Origin of the sequence: Roseovarius sp. TE539 (assembly GCF_003298505.1) — a bacterium.
GTDB lineage: Bacteria > Pseudomonadota > Alphaproteobacteria > Rhodobacterales > Rhodobacteraceae > Roseovarius.
In genome coordinates, this window is sequence record NZ_QNGB01000001.1 from 54,918 (window position 1) to 72,958 (window position 18,041).

Consider the following 18,041-nt stretch of genomic DNA (forward strand, 5'->3'; position numbering starts at 1 on the left):
CGAAATGGGCGGTTACATCCTCAAGCGACTGATCTCGGCGGTCCCGGTCCTGCTGGGGATCACGATCATCGTCTTCCTGATCATGTCACTCATTCCGGGCGACCCGGCCACCGCGATCCTCGGCAGCTACGCAACTCCGGAAAACGTGGAGAAGATCAACCGAGACCTCGGCCTCGACAAGCCCATGGTGCAACGGTACTTCATCTGGCTCGGCAACATGCTTCAAGGGGATTTCGGACGCTCCTATTCACTCAACCGCCCCGTGATCAACGAGGTCCTGGAACGGTTCAACGCGACCCTGATCCTTGCCGGCACCAGCTTTGTCCTGTGCTCGGTGATGGGGGTCCTGGCCGGGGTCGTTTCTGCGGCCAGGCAGTACGGGCTGGCCGACAAGGCGATCACGTTCACCGTGCTGATCGGCATTTCCGTCCCGTCCTTCTTTCTTGGCATGATGATGATCCTTCTCTTCGCGGTGAACCTGAAATGGCTGCCCGTCTCGGGGATGTATGCGATCTATGGCGGCGGCGACCTGCCGGATCTGGTCAGCCACCTGATCATGCCGGCGCTGGCACTTTCGGCGGTGGCCACCGGGGTGATCGCGCGGCTGTCACGCTCGGCCATGCTGGAAGTGCTGCGACAGGATTATATCCGCACCGCCCGCGCCAAAGGGGTGCCGGAGCGGCGCGTGGTCATGGGCCATGCGCTGCGTGCGGCAATGGTCAGCATCATCCCCGTCCTGGGCATCCAGGCGGGATTCGTCCTGTCCGGGTCGGTCTATATCGAAATCGTTTTCCAATGGCCGGGCGTGGGGCGGATGCTGGTTGACGCGATCCTGACCCGCGACCTGCTTCTGGTGCAGGGCGGCGTCGTGTTCGTCGCGGCCTGCTACGTGATCTTCAACATCATGGTCGATGTGGCGCAAAGCCTCCTCGACCCGAGGATCAAGACATGATCGCGTTCTTGAAGCTGCTGTTTCGCAACCGCCTTGCGGCAGCGGGTGCCCTGGTGCTGACGGCGATCGTTCTTGTGGTTTTGCTGACCCCGGTGCTGCCATTGCAGAACCCCGACGCCACAGCAACCGCCGACCGGTTCCAGAAACCGTTTTCGCAGGGCCACCTTCTGGGCACCGATCACCTGGGCCGTGACCTGCTGAGCCGGCTGCTGCACGGCACGCGCCTCAGCCTCGCGGTGGGGGTGGCCGCGGCACTGATCGCGGCCACGATCGGATCAGCCATAGGCATCGTCGCCGGTTATTTCGGCGGACGTATCGACAATGTGATCATGCGCGGCGTCGACATGTTGATGGCATTTCCCTACATCCTGCTGGCGCTGGCGATCGTGGCGGCGCTCGGCCCCGGCCTGATGAACGCGCTGATCGCGGTGGCAGCCGTAAACGTGCCCTTCTTCGCCCGCAACATCCGCGGGGTCACGGTGGGATTGGCCGGGCGCGAGTTCATCGACGCGGCGAGGCTGGCAGGCATGGGCCATTCGCGCATCATCCTGACCGAATTGTTGCCCAACGTCCTTCCCGTGATCATCATCGCGATGTCCACCACGGTGGGCTGGATGATCCTTGAAACCGCGGGCCTTTCCTTCCTCGGCCTCGGGTCGCAGCCCCCGCAGGCCGATCTGGGTTCGATGCTGGGCGAGGCGCGCTCGGCCCTGATCAGTCATCCGCACACCTCGGTTGTTCCGGGGCTGATGATCTTTCTCATCGTGATGTCGATCAACCTGCTTGGCGACGGGGTGCGCGATGCCCTTGACCCGCGGTTGAAGTCCGGGGCGTTGTCCCGCCCGCGCGCCACCACCCTGGTTGACCGCAAGGGCGACATCCCGGAAAGGACCGACGATCTGCTGGCCATTCAGGAGCTGGAGACCGAATTCCGCGTCGGGCGGCGCACCTACCGGGCTGTGGGCGGCGTGACACTGAGTGTACGACCCGGCGAATGCCTCGGGGTCATAGGTGAATCGGGGTCGGGGAAATCGGTGACCGCGCTTTCGGTCATGGGGCTTGTGGCCTCTCCGCCCGGGGTCATCGCGGGCGGGGCGGTACGGTTCCAGGGCGAGGATCTTGTCGGTGCGCCCTATGAGACGCTCAGACAGAAGCGCGGCGACCGTGTGGCCTATATCTTTCAGGATCCGCTTTCCACGCTGCATCCGCTCTACCGTGTCGGCCGGCAACTGGCCGAAGCGATCCAATCGCATCACCGGATCAGCGACAGGCAGGCGCGTGACCGCGCCATCGGCCTGCTGCGCGACGTGCGCATCCCGAACCCGGAATCGCGGATCGACAACTACCCGCACGAGATGTCGGGCGGCATGCGGCAGCGCGTCGGAATTGCCATGGCGCTGGCCAACGAGCCGGACGTGATCATCGCGGACGAGCCCACGACCGCGCTTGATGTGACGGTCCAGGCACAGATCCTGTCACTGCTTCAGGATCTGCGCAGGGACAGGGGATTGGCGATCATCTTCATCACGCATGATTTCGGCGTTGTCGGTCAGCTCTGTGACAGGCTGGCGGTGATGTATGCGGGCCGCATCGTCGAGGAAGGCCCGACTGACGACGTTCTGGAAAGCCCGGCGCATCCTTACACCGCGCGCCTGATCGCCTGTGTGCCCGAGCTGGGTGGCGGCCGCCGGGAACTGGCGGCAATACCCGGCCTGCCGCCGGTCGTGGACGATCTGCCACCGGGTTGTGCCTTCGCGCCGCGCTGCGACAAGGCGCAGGCGGCCTGCCGACAGGGCGTGATCCCGCTTGAAGGGCAAGACACCCGCGCGGTGCGCTGCCTTTACCCGGAAACCGACCTGTCAGGGAAGGAGGTCGCAAGATGACCGCTCTGAAAGTGGAAAACCTTGCAAAGACCTTCGCGCTGAAGAAACCGCTTTTCGGCGCCGCCGGGCCCGGAGTGCGGGCCGTGCGCCCGATGTCATTCAGCGTCGAGACCGGGGAAACCCTTGGCGTTGTCGGCGAGTCGGGGTGCGGCAAGTCCACGCTCGCCCGCATGCTGGTGGGGCTTCTGGAGCCCAGCGAGGGCGTGATCGAGATTGAGGGCCGTGCGCTGGACACGGCCGATCCCGCAGCCTTCGGCAGGCTGATCCAGTATGTCTTTCAGGACCCGCAGAGCAGCCTGAACCCGCGCAAGACCATTCGTCAGGTTGTGGAGTCACCGCTCAGGCGGCTGTACCGCATGTCCGCGTCCGACCGCGAAAAGCGCATCGGCGAAATCTTCGCCTCGGTCAATCTGCGCGAGGATTTCCTTGATCGTTATCCGCACGAATTTTCCGGCGGACAGGCGCAGCGCATCGGAATTGCCCGGGCCCTGGCCGCCGACCCGCGGATCATCATACTCGACGAGCCGGTCTCGGCGCTGGATGTCTCGGTGCAGGCGCAGGTGCTCAACCTGCTTGCCGATCTGAAAGCGCAATTCGGTCTGACCTACCTTTTCATCACCCATGATCTTGCTGTCGTGGAGGCGGTGAGCGACCGCATCGTGGTGCTGTATTTCGGTGCGGTGGTGGAGATCGGCAAGGCTGAAAAAATCTTTTCAGCCCCGCGTCATCCCTATACAAGGCTTCTGGCGGAAAGCGCGCCCAAGGTCGGCCGTGCGCTGGAGGCGCCGGAACAGAAGGACACCGAGCTTCCCGATCCGCTCAACCCGCCGCCGGGCTGCGCTTTTGCCGGCCGCTGCCCGCGCGCAACAGCGCTGTGCCGCGAAAAGGACCCGCCACTCGAACAGATGGGAGAGGATCAGTTTGCCGCCTGCCACCACCCGCTCGATACCTGAAAACGCGGTCGCATCCGGCGGCAGCCGCCCGGTACGGGTTGCCGAGCAGATCAAGGAATGGGTTGTGGCGCGCGGGCTCAGGGCCGGCGACCGCCTGCCTTCGGAACCCGAATTGATCGAGCGTTTCGGCATGGCCAAGGGCACGATCCGCGAGGCGATGCGCATCCTCGAGGCGCAGGGTCTGATCAAGACGCGCACCGGACCGGGCGGTGGCAGTTTCGTGCACGAGGTCTCGATGGAGCGGGCCCGCGCGCTTCTGGGAAACTATTTCTACTTCAAGAACCTCACCATCGCGGACATCTATCAACTGAGGCGTGTCCTGGAACCCGAACTCGCCGCCTCGCTGGCCGGAAGACTCCCGGACACGGTATTGGCCGAGCTCGAGGACAACATCGCGCATTACGACGCGCCGGCCGAAACCGCCGCGGAGGAACGTGAACAGCACATCAACTCCCTGCGCTTTCATGCCCTTCTGGCCCGGCAGTCCGAAAACGATCTGCTGGCCTTCATGATAGATTTCATGGCACAGATGCTGTCGGACCTGACGGTCTACCGCAAACTCTATGCCAAGCCGAACCTCGAACTGTGGTCGCGCGGCCGGGATTATCAGGCCCGCCTCGTCGCGGCCCTGCGCGACGGCGATTCCGAGGCGGCACGGCGCATCATGGCCTCACACATGGATACCGCACAGGCATTGATGCAGGAACAGGAAGCAGAGATAAGGCGCAATTTCATCCCGGGATGACCCCTGAGCCGGACGAGCAGAGGCCCAAGCCCGTCACGAGCAATGGTCGTCTATCAGACGGCTGGGCTTGGCGAGACGCTCCAGATCGTTCTTTTGCGTGATACGCACCCAGGTGCCGTCTATTTCCGCACCATGCGGACGCAATGCCTTGATCGCACGCGACAGGTTCTCCGGTGTCATTCCGAGAAGCGAGGCCAGGCGCCGCTTTTCCTGCCCGAGTTCGAACTCCAGCGCACCGCCATTTCCATGATGCCGGCGCAGCACATAGTTGGCCAGCCGTTCGAGCGACGTGCGCAGCTTGAGATCCTTGGTGTTCTTGATCACCGAACGGTAGCACTGCGCCAGTTCCGTCACCACGGCGCGGGCGAACGCATGATCGCGCTCGAAAACCTCGCGCACGTCGTTGGAGGGCAAAAGGATGATGCGTGATTTCTCGACCGTACGGGCCGACATCAGGTAAGGCGCATCGCGGATCGTGGCCGCGAGTATGAAGGTCGAGATCGGACCGACCGTCGCCATGGAGGTCTCGCGCGCGTTCCAGCCGGCATAAAGTTCGACACTGCCCGAAACTATGATGTGCAGAAAGTCCGCGGCATCGCCCTCGGTGATCAGGTCGACCTGTGGTGGGAACGTCTGGAAATAGCCGCCGCGCACCAGCGTGTCGAAATTTTCGGCTTCCATCTCCCGGAAAAGACCGAGGGCGCGAATCTCGGGAATGTCGTCGGCTCTCAAGTCGTCTCCTTCGCGGTATCAAGAGATTGCCCCCCGGCCGGTTGACAATTATCAATCAAGATGAACGCCCCGGCAACCCGCGAACCAACATTTTCCGCCATGTGGGGCCAAGGGTTTAACCTCCCGATTTATTTAACCCTACCGGATCGCAAAGCTTGATCTGGATCAACGGATTGCACCGTCAGAGCCTCTTTTCCTCCTGTTCAAACGCAAGGCGCAGCGCGCCAGAAACCAGGAGGACCTCCAATGACGACACTCGATGGAGTGACCAGAACGGACCAGTACCGGGCCCTTGGTCTGAGTACATTCGCCTTCACCGTCTGCTTTGCCGTGTGGACGATTTTTTCGATCATCGGCGTCAAGATCAAGGGCGAGCTGGGCCTTTCCGACACGCAGTTCGGCCTGCTCGTGGCAACCCCCGTGCTGACCGGCTCGATCAGCCGGATATTCCTCGGCGTCTGGACCGAACAATTCGGCGGGCGCATCATGTTCCCGTTGCAGATGATGATCACGGCGATCTGTGTCTGGCTTCTGACAAGCGTCACCAGCTACCCGGTCTTCCTGATCGCGGCGCTCGGGCTCGGGCTTGCGGGCGGCTCTTTCATCGTCGGCATCGCCTACACCTCGCGCTGGTTCGAGAAGGAGCGCCAGGGCACCGCCCTGGGAATCTTCGGGGCCGGCAACGTTGGCGCGGCGGTGACGAACTTCGCCGCCCCCTTCCTCGTGGTCGCCGCCGGATGGGAGGGCACCGCGCGGATCTACGCGATCGTCCTCGCGATAACCGCGGTACTTTTCTACGTCTTCGCCAAGACCGACCCGGTCCATGAGGAACGCAGGCGCACCGGCAAGGGCCCGGTTTCAACCGCCGACCAGCTGGCGCCGCTCAAGAACATCCAGGTGTGGCGCTTCTCGACCTATTATTTCTTCGTCTTCGGTGCCTTCGTCGCGCTGGCCTCGTTCCTGCCGCGCTACTATGTCGGCGCCTACGGGCTGGAACTGACGACCGCCGGTGTCTTCGCCGGTCTCTACAGCCTGCCCGGATCGATCTTTCGCGCACTCGGCGGCTGGATGTCCGACAAGTGGGGCGCCCGCGCGGTCATGTACGCGACCTTCCTGGTTTCCCTGGTGGTCCTCTTCATCATGAGCTACCCCGAAACCAGCTACACGGTCGAGGGCATCACCGGGCCTGTGACCTTCGATTTCGGTATCTCGGTCGGCTTCTTCGTCTTCCTGACCATCATCCTCGGCTTCATGATGAGCCTCGGCAAGGCGGCGGTCTACAAGCACATTCCTGTCTACTATCCGCATCACGTCGGATCCGTCGGCGGGCTCGTGGGCATGATCGGCGGCCTCGGGGGCTTCTTCCTGCCGATCATCTTCGGTGCGCTCCTGGACCTTACCGGCGTGTGGACGACGCCCTTCATGTTCACCTTCGTGATGGTCGCTGTAATGACCGTCTGGATGCATGTGGCCATTCGCCGGATGGAGCGCCGCCGCCATCCCGGGCTGGAGGAAGAAAAATTCCTTTCCGACGTGCCGGATCAGCCGCTGGACGCACCGCAGCCACGTGAACGCGCCACATCCACCGGCAGCCCGGACGCGAACCCGGCGCAATGACGTGACCGGGGCGGGCCCAGCGTGGCCCGCCCTCAGCAACAACCCCAGGAACGGAGAGAACCGTGGGACAAGACCTGAGAAACTACACGCCGGACGACGAAACCTACTGGTCGGAAACCGGCAGGGCGATCGCCAACCGCAACCTCTGGATATCCATTCCCAGCCTGCTCTGCGGCTTCGCCGTCTGGCTCTACTGGGGCATCATCACGGTGCAGATGCTGAACCTCGGCTTTCCGTTCGAGAAATCCCAGCTCTTCACCCTGGCTGCCATCGCCGGCCTCACCGGGGCAACGCTGCGCATTCCCTCGACCTTCTTCATCCGCATAGCGGGCGGGCGGAACACGATCTTTTTCACCACCGCCCTTCTGATGATCCCGGCCGCCGGCACGGGCTATTTCCTGCAAGACCCCGATACGCCGCTCTGGGTGTTCCAGATCCTCGCCTTCCTGTCCGGCATCGGCGGCGGCAACTTTGCCAGTTCGATGTCCAATATCAGCTTCTTCTTTCCCAGGAAGGTACAGGGCTACGCATTGGGGATGAACGCGGGGCTGGGCAATTTCGGGGTGACCACGATGCAGATCGTGATCCCGCTGGTGATGACCTTCGGTCTGTTCGGCGGCGAACCGATGGTACTGGAAAACACCTCCGGCACCCTGATCGGCAAGATCCCCGCCGGGACCGAGACCTACATCCACAATGCCGGCTATGTCTGGCTGCTGGCGCTCATTCCGCTGGCCTTCGCGGGCTGGCTGGGCATGAACAACATCCGTGACGATCACGTCTCGCCGGATATTCCCGGCCCCCTGGGCGCCTTCGGAATCATCACATTCATGCTGCTCCTGGGATTCGTTGCCGCGGCGGTCGGGCTCTGGCTGATGCTTCCGGCGACTGTCGGCGGTTCGGGGTGGGACGTGTCAAAGTGGATCGTCCTTCCGATCGTCATCGCGCTGACAGTGGGGCTGTTGAAGCTGATCCCCGGCCAGGTGGGGCGCAACCTGACGCGGCAATACCGCATCTTCGGCAACAAGCACACCTGGGCAATGACCGTCATCTACACGATGACCTTCGGCAGCTTCATCGGCTATGCCGCGACCTTCGCCCTGGCGATCAAGGTGGTGTTCGGCTTTCAGCACATCGAGGTCGACGGTGTGATGACCCACGATCTTGCCAACCCGGACGGACCTTCGGCGCTGATGTACGCGTGGATGGGGCCCTTCATCGGTGCGCTGATCCGGCCCATCGGCGGCATGATGGCCGACAAGCTTGGCGGTGCGCGTGTGACGCAATGGGTCTCGGTCGTCATGGTCGCCTCGGCGCTCGGCGTGGCGTATTTCCTCAAGCAGGCTTACGTTTCGGCAACGCCGCAGGACTATTTCCTGCCGTTCATGATCCTGTTCCTTATCCTGTTCACCGCGACCGGGATCGGCAACGGATCGACCTTCCGCACCATCGCCGTGGTCTTCGACAAGGAACAGGCCGGGCCGGTCCTGGGCTGGACCAGCGCCGTGGCCGCCTATGGCGCCTTCATCATTCCCAAGGTCTTCGGCGAACAGATCAAGGCCGCAACGCCCGAATACGCGCTCTACGGTTTCGCGATCTTCTACGGCGTCTGCATCCTGATCAACTGGTGGTTCTACATGCGGCCCAACGCCTACGTGAAGAACCCCTGAGCGACAGACAAGCACCGGCCCGGCACCGCGACCGGGCCGGAAAGCAATACCAAGGAGTAAGACAATGAGCCACCTGCTCGACAGACTGAATTTCCTCCAGACCAAGGAGCTGGAGCAATTCTCGGACGGCCATGGGCAAGTGACCCGCGAAAACCGTGACTGGGAAGACACCTACAGGAACCGCTGGCGGCACGACAAGGTCGTGCGCTCCACCCACGGGGTGAACTGCACCGGGTCGTGTTCCTGGAAGATCTACGTCAAGTCCGGCATCGTCACCTGGGAAACCCAGCAGACGGATTATCCGCGCACCCGCCCCGACCTGCCCAACCACGAACCGCGCGGATGCGCCCGCGGGGCAAGCTACAGCTGGTATCTCTACTCTGCCAACCGGGTAAAGAACCCGCTGGTACGGGGGCGCCTGATGAAGGTCTGGCGCAAGATGCGCGAAACCATGACCCCGATCGAGGCCTGGACCAAGCTGCAACAGGATCCGGTGCTGCGCGCCTCCTACGTGGAAACCCGGGGCAAGGGCGGCTTCGTGCGCGCCAGCTGGGACGAGGCGACGGAAATCACCGCCGCGGCCAATGCCTACACGGCCAGGACCTACGGGCCCGACCGGGTGTTCGGCTTTTCACCGATCCCGGCGATGTCGATGGTCAGCTACGCCGCCGGGTCGCGTTACCTCAGCCTGCTGGGTGGGACCTGCATGTCGTTCTACGACTGGTATTGTGATCTGCCTCCCGCATCGCCGATGACTTGGGGCGAACAGACGGACGTCCCCGAGTCCGCGGACTGGTACAATGCCGGGTTCCTGCTTCTGTGGGGCTCGAACGTGCCGCAGACGCGGACGCCGGACGCGCATTTCTACACCGAGGCGCGCTATCGCGGCACCAAGTCCGCGGTCATCTGTCCCGACTACTCCGAGGCCGCCAAGTTCGGGGACGTTTGGCTGGCCCCGCAACAGGGCACCGACGCGGCGCTCGCCATGGCGATGGGCCACGTGATCCTGCGCGAATTCCACCTCGACCGGCAGGCCGAGTATTTCGAGGACTACTGCCGCAAGTACACCGACATGCCGATGCTGGTGAAGCTGGAGGAACGGGATGGCAAGCTTGTCCCGGGGCGCTTCCTGCGGGCCGATGATTTCGATGACAAGCTGGGCGAGACCAACAATCCCGAATGGAAGACCATTGCCTATGACGGCGGATCCGGCAGCTACGTGGCACCCAATGGCTCGGTCGGTTACCGCTGGGGCGAGGACGGCGATTGGAACCTCGAGGAGCGCAGCCGCAAGACAGCAACCGAGCTGAAGATGTCGCTGGTCCTGGACGAGGATCACGACGATGTGGCCGAAGTGGATTTCCCCTATTTCGGCGGCGTCGCGACAGAGAACTTCGTGCGTTGCGATCATCCCGAGGTTCTGACGCGCAACATTCCCGTCAAGACAGTGAAACTGACGGGGGGCGAAGCGCGGGTTGCCACCGTCTTCGATCTTTTCTGTGCGAATTACGGGCTGGATCGCGGGTTTGGCGGCGAATGGGTGGCGTCGGACTACGAGGCCGATATTCCCTACACCCCGAAATGGGCCGAGAAGATCACCGGCGTATCGGCCGACAAGATCATCACCGTCGCGCGGGAATTCGCCCTCAACGCGGAGAAGACGCAAGGCAAGTCGATGGTCATTCTCGGGGCCGGTCTGAACCACTGGTACCACATGGACATGAATTATCGCGGCATCATCAACATGCTGGTGATGTGCGGGTGTGTCGGGCAGGAGGGCGGCGGCTGGTCGCATTACGTGGGCCAGGAAAAGCTGCGCCCGCAGACGGGCTGGCAACCGCTGGCCTTCGCGCTGGACTGGGCGCGCCCACCGCGGCACATGAACTCGACCTCCTGCTGGTATGCCCATACCGATCAATGGCGCTACGAGACCCTCAGGGCCGACGAGATCCTCAGCCCTACCGCCCCGGAGGGCGACTGGGACGCGAGCCTGATAGACTACAACATTCGCGCCGAGCGGATGGGCTGGCTTCCCTCTGCACCCCAGCTCAGGACCAATCCGCTTGAAATCGGACGGCTCGCCGCGAAGTCCAAGAAAGACGTCGCGCAATACGTCGCCGATCAACTCAAGTCGGGCAAGCTGGAGATGTCCTGCGAGGATCCGGACGCGCCCGAAAACTGGCCACGCAACCTTTTCGTGTGGCGCTCGAATCTTCTGGGAAGCAGCGGCAAGGGCCACGAATACTTCCTCAAGCACCTGCTGGGCACCGATCACGGCGTGATGGGCAAGGATCTGGGCGAAGAAGGTGGCGTCATGCCCAGGGAGGCGCGCTGGCACGAAGAGGCGCCGCGCGGCAAGCTGGACCTTCTGGTGACGATCGATTTCCGGATGTCCACCACGGCGGTCTATTCCGATATCGTGCTGCCGACGGCCAGCTGGTACGAGAAGAACGACCTCAACACCAGTGACATGCACCCCTTCATCCATCCGCTTCAGGCAGCGGTGGACCCGGCCTACGAGTCCAGGTCGGACTGGGAGATTTTCCGGTCGATCGCGAAGAAGTTCTCGGAAGTCGCGCCGGAAATTCTTGGCAAGGAAACCGACGTGATCGCGTTGCCGATCCTGCACGACACGCCCGCCGAGATCGCTCAGGATCAGGTCCGTGACTGGAAGAAGGACGAATGTGACCTGATCCCCGGCAAGACCGCGCCCAATTACATCGCTGTGGAGCGGGATTATCCCGCCCTTTACGAACGGTTCACGTCGCTCGGGCCGCTCATGGACAATGTGGGTAACGGCGGCAAGGGCATTGCCTGGGATACCAAGCACGAGGTTCAGGAGCTTCGCGATCTCAATGGCATCAAGCTGGACGGTCCGGCCGAGGGGTGCGCGAAGATCGAAACCGATATCGACGCCACCGAGGTGATCCTGATGCTGGCGCCCGAAACCAACGGCGAAGTCGCGGTGAAGGCGTGGGATCAACTGGGCAAGGCGACCGGGCGCGAACACGCGCATCTGGCCAAGGGACAGGAGCACGTGAAGATCCGGTTTCGCGACATCGCCGCGCAGCCCCGCAAGATCATCAGCTCACCCACATGGTCGGGCATCGAGAGCGAGAAAGTCTGCTACAACGCCGGCTACACCAACGTGCACGAACTGATCCCGTGGCGCACCCTGACCGGCCGTCAGCAGCTCTATCAGGATCACCTGTGGATGCGCGCCTTCGGCGAGGGGTTCTGTACCTGGCGTCCCCCGGTTGACCTCAAGACGATCACCAAGGGCGTGCAGGACGAGGGCGACAGCCTTGTGCTCAACTTCATCACGCCGCACCAGAAATGGGGTATCCATTCGACCTATTCGGACAACCTGCTGATGCTGACCCTCAACAGGGGCGGCCCGGTGGTTTGGCTGTCCGAGGTGGACGCGAAAAAGGCGGGCATCGAGGATAACGACTGGATCGAGGCCTACAACATAAACGGCGCGCTGACGGCGCGCGCGGTGGTCAGCCAGCGGATGCGCGAAGGCACGGTCTTCATGTATCACGCGCAGGAAAAGATCGTGAACACCCCCGGATCGGAGAAGACGGGCCTGCGCGGGGGCATCCACAACTCGGTCACGCGTGCCACCCTGAAGCCGACCCACATGATCGGTGGCTACGCGCAGCAGTCCTACGGTTTCAACTACTACGGCACCGTGGGCAGCAACCGGGACGAGTTCGTTATCGTCAGGAAGATGAAAAAGGTCGACTGGCTCGACCATGAAGCGACCGCGAAGGAGGCCGCAGAATGAAGATACGTGCGCAAATCGGAATGGTGCTCAACCTCGACAAATGCATCGGGTGCCACACCTGTTCCGTCACCTGCAAGAACGTCTGGACCAGCCGCGACGGCGTCGAATACGCGTGGTTCAACAATGTCGAAACCAAGCCCGGCATCGGCTATCCGAAGGACTGGGAAAACCAGGCACGCTGGAAAGGTGGATGGGAGCGGACGAAGGCCGGCAAGCTGCAACCCAAGCAGGGCGGCAAATGGCGGATCCTGTCCAACATCTTCGGCAACCCCGACCTGCCCGAAATCGATGATTACTACGAACCGTTCGATTTCGATTACGACCATCTGAAATCGGCGCCGGAAATGGCCGCCTTCCCCACCGCACGGCCACGTTCCAGGATATCCGGCGAACGGATGGAGAAGATCGAGCATGGACCCAACTGGGAGGAGATCCTGGGCGGGGAGTTCTCGAAGCGCTCACAGGATTACAATTTCGACGGCATCCAGAAGGATATCTACGGGGAGTACGAAAACACCTTCATGATGTACCTGCCGCGCCTGTGCGAGCATTGCCTCAATCCGGCTTGCGTGGCCTCCTGCCCCTCCGGCGCGATCTACAAGCGCGAGGAGGACGGCATCGTTCTCATCGACCAGGAGAAATGCCGCGGCTGGCGGATGTGTGTCTCGGGCTGCCCCTACAAGAAGATCTACTACAACTGGGAAAGCGGAAAATCCGAGAAATGCACGCTTTGTTACCCACGCATCGAAAGCGGCAATCCGACGGTTTGCTCGGAGACCTGCGTGGGCCGCATCCGCTACCTCGGGGTGATGCTCTATGACGCTGACAAGATCGAACAGGCGGCAAACGCGCCTGACACGACCGATCTCTATGATGCGCAGCTGGACGTTTTTCTGGATCCAAACGACCCTGTGGTGATCGAGACCGCCCGCGCCGACGGCATCCCCGAAGACTGGATTCGCGCCGCACAGCACAGCCCGATCTGGAAGATGGCGATGGAATGGAAGGTCGCCTTTCCGCTGCACCCCGAATACCGGACGCTGCCGATGGTGTGGTATATCCCGCCGCTCAGCCCGATCCAGAACGCCGCCGAGGCCGGCAAGATCGGCCATGACGGTCAGATGCCCGATGTGCGGTCCCTGCGCATTCCGGTGCGCTACCTGGCCAACCTGCTGACGGCGGGTGACGAGGCACCGGTCGTGCAGGCTCTGGAGCGCATGTCGGCAATGCGCGCCTACATGCGGGCGAAGACGGTCGATGGCGTCCGGGACGAGGCGATCGCCGCACGGGTGGGCCTTTCGGGGCGGGTGATCGACGAGATGTACAAGATAATGGCCCTCGCCGATTACGAGGACCGTTTCGTGATCCCGACCACGCACCGCGAACAGGTCGAGGATGCATATGACCTGCGCGGCGGATGCGGCTTCACCGATGGCAATGGATGCTCGTCCGGGATCTCCGGCGGCTCGCTGTTCGGTGGCAAGCGCAAGGCGCTCAAGATGCCGGAGGCAATGTGATGACAGACCGCACACTCAAAGCCCTCTCGCTCATCCTGAGCTACCCGACACCGGAACTTCAGGCGGCGATGCCCGAGATCAGCGCGGTTCTCTTGTCCGAGACCAGGCTGACCTCGGCCGCGCGACGGGAGTTTTCCACCCTTCTCGACAATCTGGAAAACACTGACATTTACGACCTGCAAGAATCGTATGTCACCCTTTTCGATCGTTCGCGCACGCTCAGCCTCAACCTGTTCGAGCATGTGCATGGCGAAAGCCGTGACCGCGGCGGTGCCATGGTCAGCCTCGTTGAAACCTACCGAGCGGCGGGTTTCGACCCCGCCACCAGCGAACTGCCCGATCACCTGCCGGTATTGCTTGAATTTCTCGCGATGCGACCCGAAGGCGAGGCGCGGGAAGTCCTGGCCGACGCGGCGCATATCTTCGAGGCGCTTTCCCGGCGGCTGACACGCCGGGAAAGCGTTTACGCCCCGGTGTTTGCGGCGCTCAGGCAACTTTCAGGTGCCCAGCCCGGGCAGGAGGCGCTGGAAGAGCTTCTCTCGGAACCCGAGGACGACCCCGACGACCTGGACGCGCTGGACGCCGTCTGGGAGGAAACCGAGGTCACTTTCGGCCCCGATCCCAATGGCGGCTGCCCGCAGGTCCGCGAATTGCTTTCGCGCATGGATACGCCCGTCACCCCCACCCCGGGCAAACCGGCACAGGCCGCAGAATAGGAGATCCCCGATGTTCCAGAACTTCAACCTTGATTTCATCATCTTCGGCATCATGCCGTACGTGGCCCTGACCGTGCTTGTGATCGGCAGCATCGCCCGGTACGAGACCGAGCCGTTCACCTGGAAGAGTTCGTCAAGTCAGCTTCTTCGGCGCAAGCAGCTGATCTGGGGCTCGATCCTTTTTCATGTCGGCATCATCATCGTGTTCTTCGGTCACCTGATCGGGCTGTTCACTCCGATCTGGGTGCTCGACTCGCTTGGTGTGCCCTATTGGCTCAAGCAGTGGATGGCCGTCCTGATCGGCGGGCCTGCTGGCATCGTCGCACTGATCGGCTCAACCATGCTGCTGCACCGCCGCCTGACAGACCCGCGTATCCGCGTGACATCGAGCTTCGCCGACATTCTCATCATGGTCCTGATCTGGCTCCAGCTGGTGATCGGGCTTTTCACCATCACCCAGACACTTCAGCACATGGATGGCGGCAAGATGGTGCTCTTCATGGAATGGTCACAGAGCGTGGTGACGTGGAACGTCAACGCCTGGGTGAATGTCGTGGACGTGCACTGGCTCTACAAGCTGCACATCTTCCTCGGGCTGATCATCACGATCCTGTTCCCGTTCACGCGGCTCGTGCACATGATTTCAGGATTCGCCGCACCGTTCCGCTACCTGCTGACCCGGCCGGGCTACCAGATCGTGCGGTCGCGCCGCAGCGGGGATGCCGGCCCGGCGTCAAGCCCCGGGGAGTGATCCGATGAAGGCCGCTCTCTTTCCTGAAATCGTGGTCAACGGAACGACCCTCTCCGCCGCGGAAATCGCGGCGGAGGCCCAGAATCACCCCGCCCCCGAGGGCAAGCCCGGCCTTGCATGGCGCAAGGCCGCGCGGGCACTTGCCATCCGGCAGCTGCTGCTGGACCGGGCCGAGACGCTGGCCATCGAAGCGACCCCGCAGGAGCTTGCACCGGGCAGGATAGAAACCGCCGACGAGGCACGCATCCGCGAGGTTCTCGAACGTTTGGTGACGCCCGAGCCGGTTTCGGAGCCGGAATTGCGCGCGGTTTATGACCGTGATCCGGGCGCCTTCCGGGCACCGACGCTGTATCAGGCGTCGCATGTCCTCTATGCCGCCGATCCGCGTGACGAAGCCGCCCGGGAAGACGCAAGAGCGCAGGCGCTCGCAGCCCTGGATGCGCTGACGCGCGCGCCGGGACGTTTCGGTGACATTGCGCGCGCGGAAAGCGATTGTTCATCGCGTGGTACTGACGGTCAGCTGGGGCAACTGACCTCGGGAGACACGGTGCCTGAATTCGAGGCCGCCATGCGCGAGGCAACGCCCGGCGCAATTCATCACAAACCCGTCGAAACCCGGTATGGCGTGCATGTCCTGCGGCTCGATGACCGCGCCGAGGGCGAGATCCTGCCGTTCGAGACTGTCCGGCCGCGTCTGGCCGAGGCTTGTGAGAAGGCCAACTGGACACGTGCCGCACATGCCTTTGTAAGCGCCCTTCTGGAAGGGGCCGAAATCGAGGGGCTGGACCCGAAATTCACCGGCTGATCGCCCTGGAAACGGAGGACCGCAAATGCTGTCGGATCTGCTCAGACGCAACAGGGACTGGTCCCGGGAACGCACCACGCGCGAACCGGGCTACTTTTCCCGCCTTGCGGGGCAACAGGCACCCGAGTTTTTCTGGATCGGCTGCTCGGACAGCCGTGTACCCGCCAATGTGGTGGCCGGGCTCGACCCCGGCGAGGTGTTCGTGCACCGGAATGTCGCCAACGTCGTTCACTCCTCTGACATGAACTTGCTCAGCGCGCTGGAATTCGCGGTCGACGCGCTCGATGTGCGCGAAATCATCGTCTGCGGCCACTACGGCTGCGGCGGGGTCAAGGCGGCCACCGAAGACATGCCGCACGGGCTGGCGGATCATTGGCTGGAACCGATACGGCGTCTGGCCCGTCAATATGCCATCGATCTGGCCGCTGCGCAGGATAGCGAGGCACGCCGCGACCGGCTGGCAGAACTCAACGTGATCGAAGGCGTGATGCGGGTGTCGGAAACACCGATCCTGCAGCGCGCGTGGGCGCGAGGCGAAAGCATTGCCGTGCACGGACTGATCTACGGGCTGAAGGACGGGCGCCTTCGTGACCTGGATTGCACCATTTGCCATGGCCGCGGGGAGGCCGCAAAATGACTGTCATCGACCGTATCTCCGCCCCCGCCTGCGCTTGCGACGGCGCCGATCTTCAAACCCGTCTCATGCCGGTGAACGCCGCTCTGGAGGCTGGTATGGCCTTGGCCCACCCGGTTGCCGAAACCGAAACCATCTCCCTTGATACCGCCGTGGGACGCACCCTTTCGGCGCCCGTGACGGCGCAGGCGGACATGCCCCGTTTCGACAATTCGGGCATGGACGGCTATGCGCTGCGGCATGCCGATGCACAGCAGGCCGGGGCCGGGACGATTCCGGTTTCCGGCACGAGTGCTGCTGGCAGCCCACCACGCCCGCTGCCATCCGGCACGGCAATGCGAATCTACACCGGCGCTCCCCTGCCGCAGGGCGCGGATACCGTGGTGATGCAAGAACACGTGATCAGGGATCGCGGCCAAATCCGCGTGGAGCGCCTGCCCGAACCGGGCGCCAACATACGCCGGCAAGGCGAAGATCAGCGCAAGACCGATCGCGTGCTGGAGCCGGGCACGCGCCTGACCCCTCGCGGCATCGCGGCCTGCGCCGCGGCCGGCGCGGGACGGGTCGAGGTCCGGCGCCGGCTGCGCATCGCGCTCCTGCTTACGGGGGATGAACTGTGCCCGCCCGGGGCAAGGCTTCGGGAGGGTACGGTCTGGGATGTGAACGCATCGATGCTCTCGGCCTGCCTGCAGGCGGACGGGGCCGAACTGATCGCTCTGCGCCATGTGGCCGATAGCCGCGCGGCACTGGCATCGGCCCTGATGAATCTCGCGCAGCAGGCCGATCTGGTTGTCACCTCCGGTGGTGTTTCCGTTGGTGACAGGGACCATGTCAAGCCGGCCCTCCGCGATACCGGGGCCGAAATCCGGGTTTCCGGGGTCGCCATCAAACCGGGCAAGCCGGTCACCATTTCACGTCTCGGCGACGCTTTGATCCTCAGCCTTCCGGGAAATCCCGTTTCGGCCTTCGTGACATGGCGGGTGCTGGGCCGGCCACTGGCCGTCCGGATGGCGGGCGGAGTCACTGCGGGACCGGAACGACGGCATGTCCGCACCGGGCAGGCCCTGCATCACAGGCCGGGCCGCTGCGAATTTCGCCCTGCGATCCTTCGGGGATATGACCATGCCGGACGCGAAGTCGCCACCTGTGCCGGGGGCACGCGCTCGGCTCATGCGGTTCCATTGGCCACGGCGGACGGGCTGCTTCTCATTCCCGGAGACTCTGAGACCGTCCCGGAAGGCGACCTTCTGGAGTTCCTCCCCTTCTGAGCCCTGTC

Annotated in this window: 14 protein-coding genes; 13 read left to right on the forward strand and 1 reads right to left on the reverse strand. The window is 63.2% G+C overall.

Translation table 11 applies throughout. The features are described from left to right. Positions 1 to 4: 4 nt before the first annotated feature. Genes DQW77_RS00310 through DQW77_RS00325 form a run of 4 tightly spaced genes read left to right on the forward strand, consistent with a single transcriptional unit; the run spans position 5 to position 4,533 of the window. Positions 5 to 952 (forward strand): ABC transporter permease, encoded by a 948-nt coding sequence (locus tag DQW77_RS00310; RefSeq protein ID WP_113256358.1) that lies wholly within the window; start codon positions 5 to 7, stop codon positions 950 to 952. Beyond that, positions 949 to 2,835, forward strand: coding sequence for a dipeptide/oligopeptide/nickel ABC transporter permease/ATP-binding protein (locus DQW77_RS00315; RefSeq protein ID WP_181711162.1), 1,887 nt, complete (start codon positions 949 to 951; stop codon positions 2,833 to 2,835). The genes DQW77_RS00310 and DQW77_RS00315 overlap by 4 nt, the downstream gene beginning before the upstream one ends. After that, positions 2,832 to 3,788 carry an ABC transporter ATP-binding protein gene (locus DQW77_RS00320; protein WP_113256182.1) on the forward strand — a complete coding sequence of 319 codons (957 nt, stop codon included), beginning with the start codon at positions 2,832 to 2,834 and terminating at the stop codon, positions 3,786 to 3,788. Before DQW77_RS00315 ends, DQW77_RS00320 begins: the two co-directional genes overlap by 4 nt. After that, entirely contained in the window at positions 3,757 to 4,533 is a 777-nt protein-coding gene (locus tag DQW77_RS00325; RefSeq protein WP_113256183.1) for a FadR/GntR family transcriptional regulator, read from the forward strand. Before DQW77_RS00320 ends, DQW77_RS00325 begins: the two co-directional genes overlap by 32 nt. Before the next feature lie 33 nt (positions 4,534 to 4,566). On the opposite strand, the gene DQW77_RS00330 is transcribed toward DQW77_RS00325, so the two are convergent. Next, positions 4,567 to 5,265 carry a cyclic nucleotide-binding domain-containing protein gene (locus DQW77_RS00330; protein ID WP_113256184.1) on the reverse strand — a complete coding sequence of 233 codons (699 nt, stop codon included), beginning with the start codon at positions 5,263 to 5,265 and terminating at the stop codon, positions 4,567 to 4,569. Between the two features lie 246 nt (positions 5,266 to 5,511). On the opposite strand from DQW77_RS00330, the gene DQW77_RS00335 reads away from it, so the two are divergent. The 9 genes from DQW77_RS00335 (at position 5,512) to glp (ending at position 18,033) form a co-directional block, all read left to right on the forward strand. Further along, complete coding sequence (locus DQW77_RS00335) at positions 5,512 to 6,882, forward strand: nitrate/nitrite transporter (RefSeq protein ID WP_113256185.1); 1,371 nt, start codon at positions 5,512 to 5,514, stop codon at positions 6,880 to 6,882. 62 nt (positions 6,883 to 6,944) lie between these two features. Further along, positions 6,945 to 8,552, forward strand: coding sequence for an MFS transporter (locus tag DQW77_RS00340; protein ID WP_113256186.1), 1,608 nt, complete (start codon positions 6,945 to 6,947; stop codon positions 8,550 to 8,552). A 64-nt stretch (positions 8,553 to 8,616) separates the two neighbouring features. After that, a complete protein-coding gene (locus DQW77_RS00345) occupies positions 8,617 to 12,342 on the forward strand; it encodes a nitrate reductase subunit alpha (RefSeq protein WP_113256187.1) in 3,726 nt (1,241 codons plus the stop codon). Further along, the gene (narH, locus tag DQW77_RS00350) at positions 12,339 to 13,859 is read left to right on the forward strand and encodes a nitrate reductase subunit beta (RefSeq protein WP_113256188.1); all 1,521 of its coding nucleotides are present in this window, start codon (positions 12,339 to 12,341) and stop codon (positions 13,857 to 13,859) included. Before DQW77_RS00345 ends, narH begins: the two co-directional genes overlap by 4 nt. Further along, positions 13,859 to 14,575, forward strand: coding sequence for a nitrate reductase molybdenum cofactor assembly chaperone (narJ, locus tag DQW77_RS00355; protein WP_113256189.1), 717 nt, complete (start codon positions 13,859 to 13,861; stop codon positions 14,573 to 14,575). Before narH ends, narJ begins: the two co-directional genes overlap by 1 nt. Positions 14,576 to 14,585: 10 nt before the next feature. Continuing rightward, a complete protein-coding gene (gene narI / locus DQW77_RS00360) occupies positions 14,586 to 15,326 on the forward strand; it encodes a respiratory nitrate reductase subunit gamma (protein WP_113256190.1) in 741 nt (246 codons plus the stop codon). A 4-nt stretch (positions 15,327 to 15,330) separates the two neighbouring features. Next, complete coding sequence (locus tag DQW77_RS00365; RefSeq protein ID WP_113256191.1) at positions 15,331 to 16,131, forward strand: peptidylprolyl isomerase; 801 nt, start codon at positions 15,331 to 15,333, stop codon at positions 16,129 to 16,131. Between the two features lie 25 nt (positions 16,132 to 16,156). After that, positions 16,157 to 16,768: a carbonic anhydrase gene (locus DQW77_RS00370; protein ID WP_113256192.1), complete on the forward strand. Its 612-nt coding sequence runs from the start codon at positions 16,157 to 16,159 to the stop codon at positions 16,766 to 16,768. Beyond that, positions 16,765 to 18,033 carry a gephyrin-like molybdotransferase Glp gene (gene glp / locus DQW77_RS00375; RefSeq protein WP_113256193.1) on the forward strand — a complete coding sequence of 423 codons (1,269 nt, stop codon included), beginning with the start codon at positions 16,765 to 16,767 and terminating at the stop codon, positions 18,031 to 18,033. The genes DQW77_RS00370 and glp overlap by 4 nt, the downstream gene beginning before the upstream one ends. Positions 18,034 to 18,041: the final 8 nt, after the last annotated feature.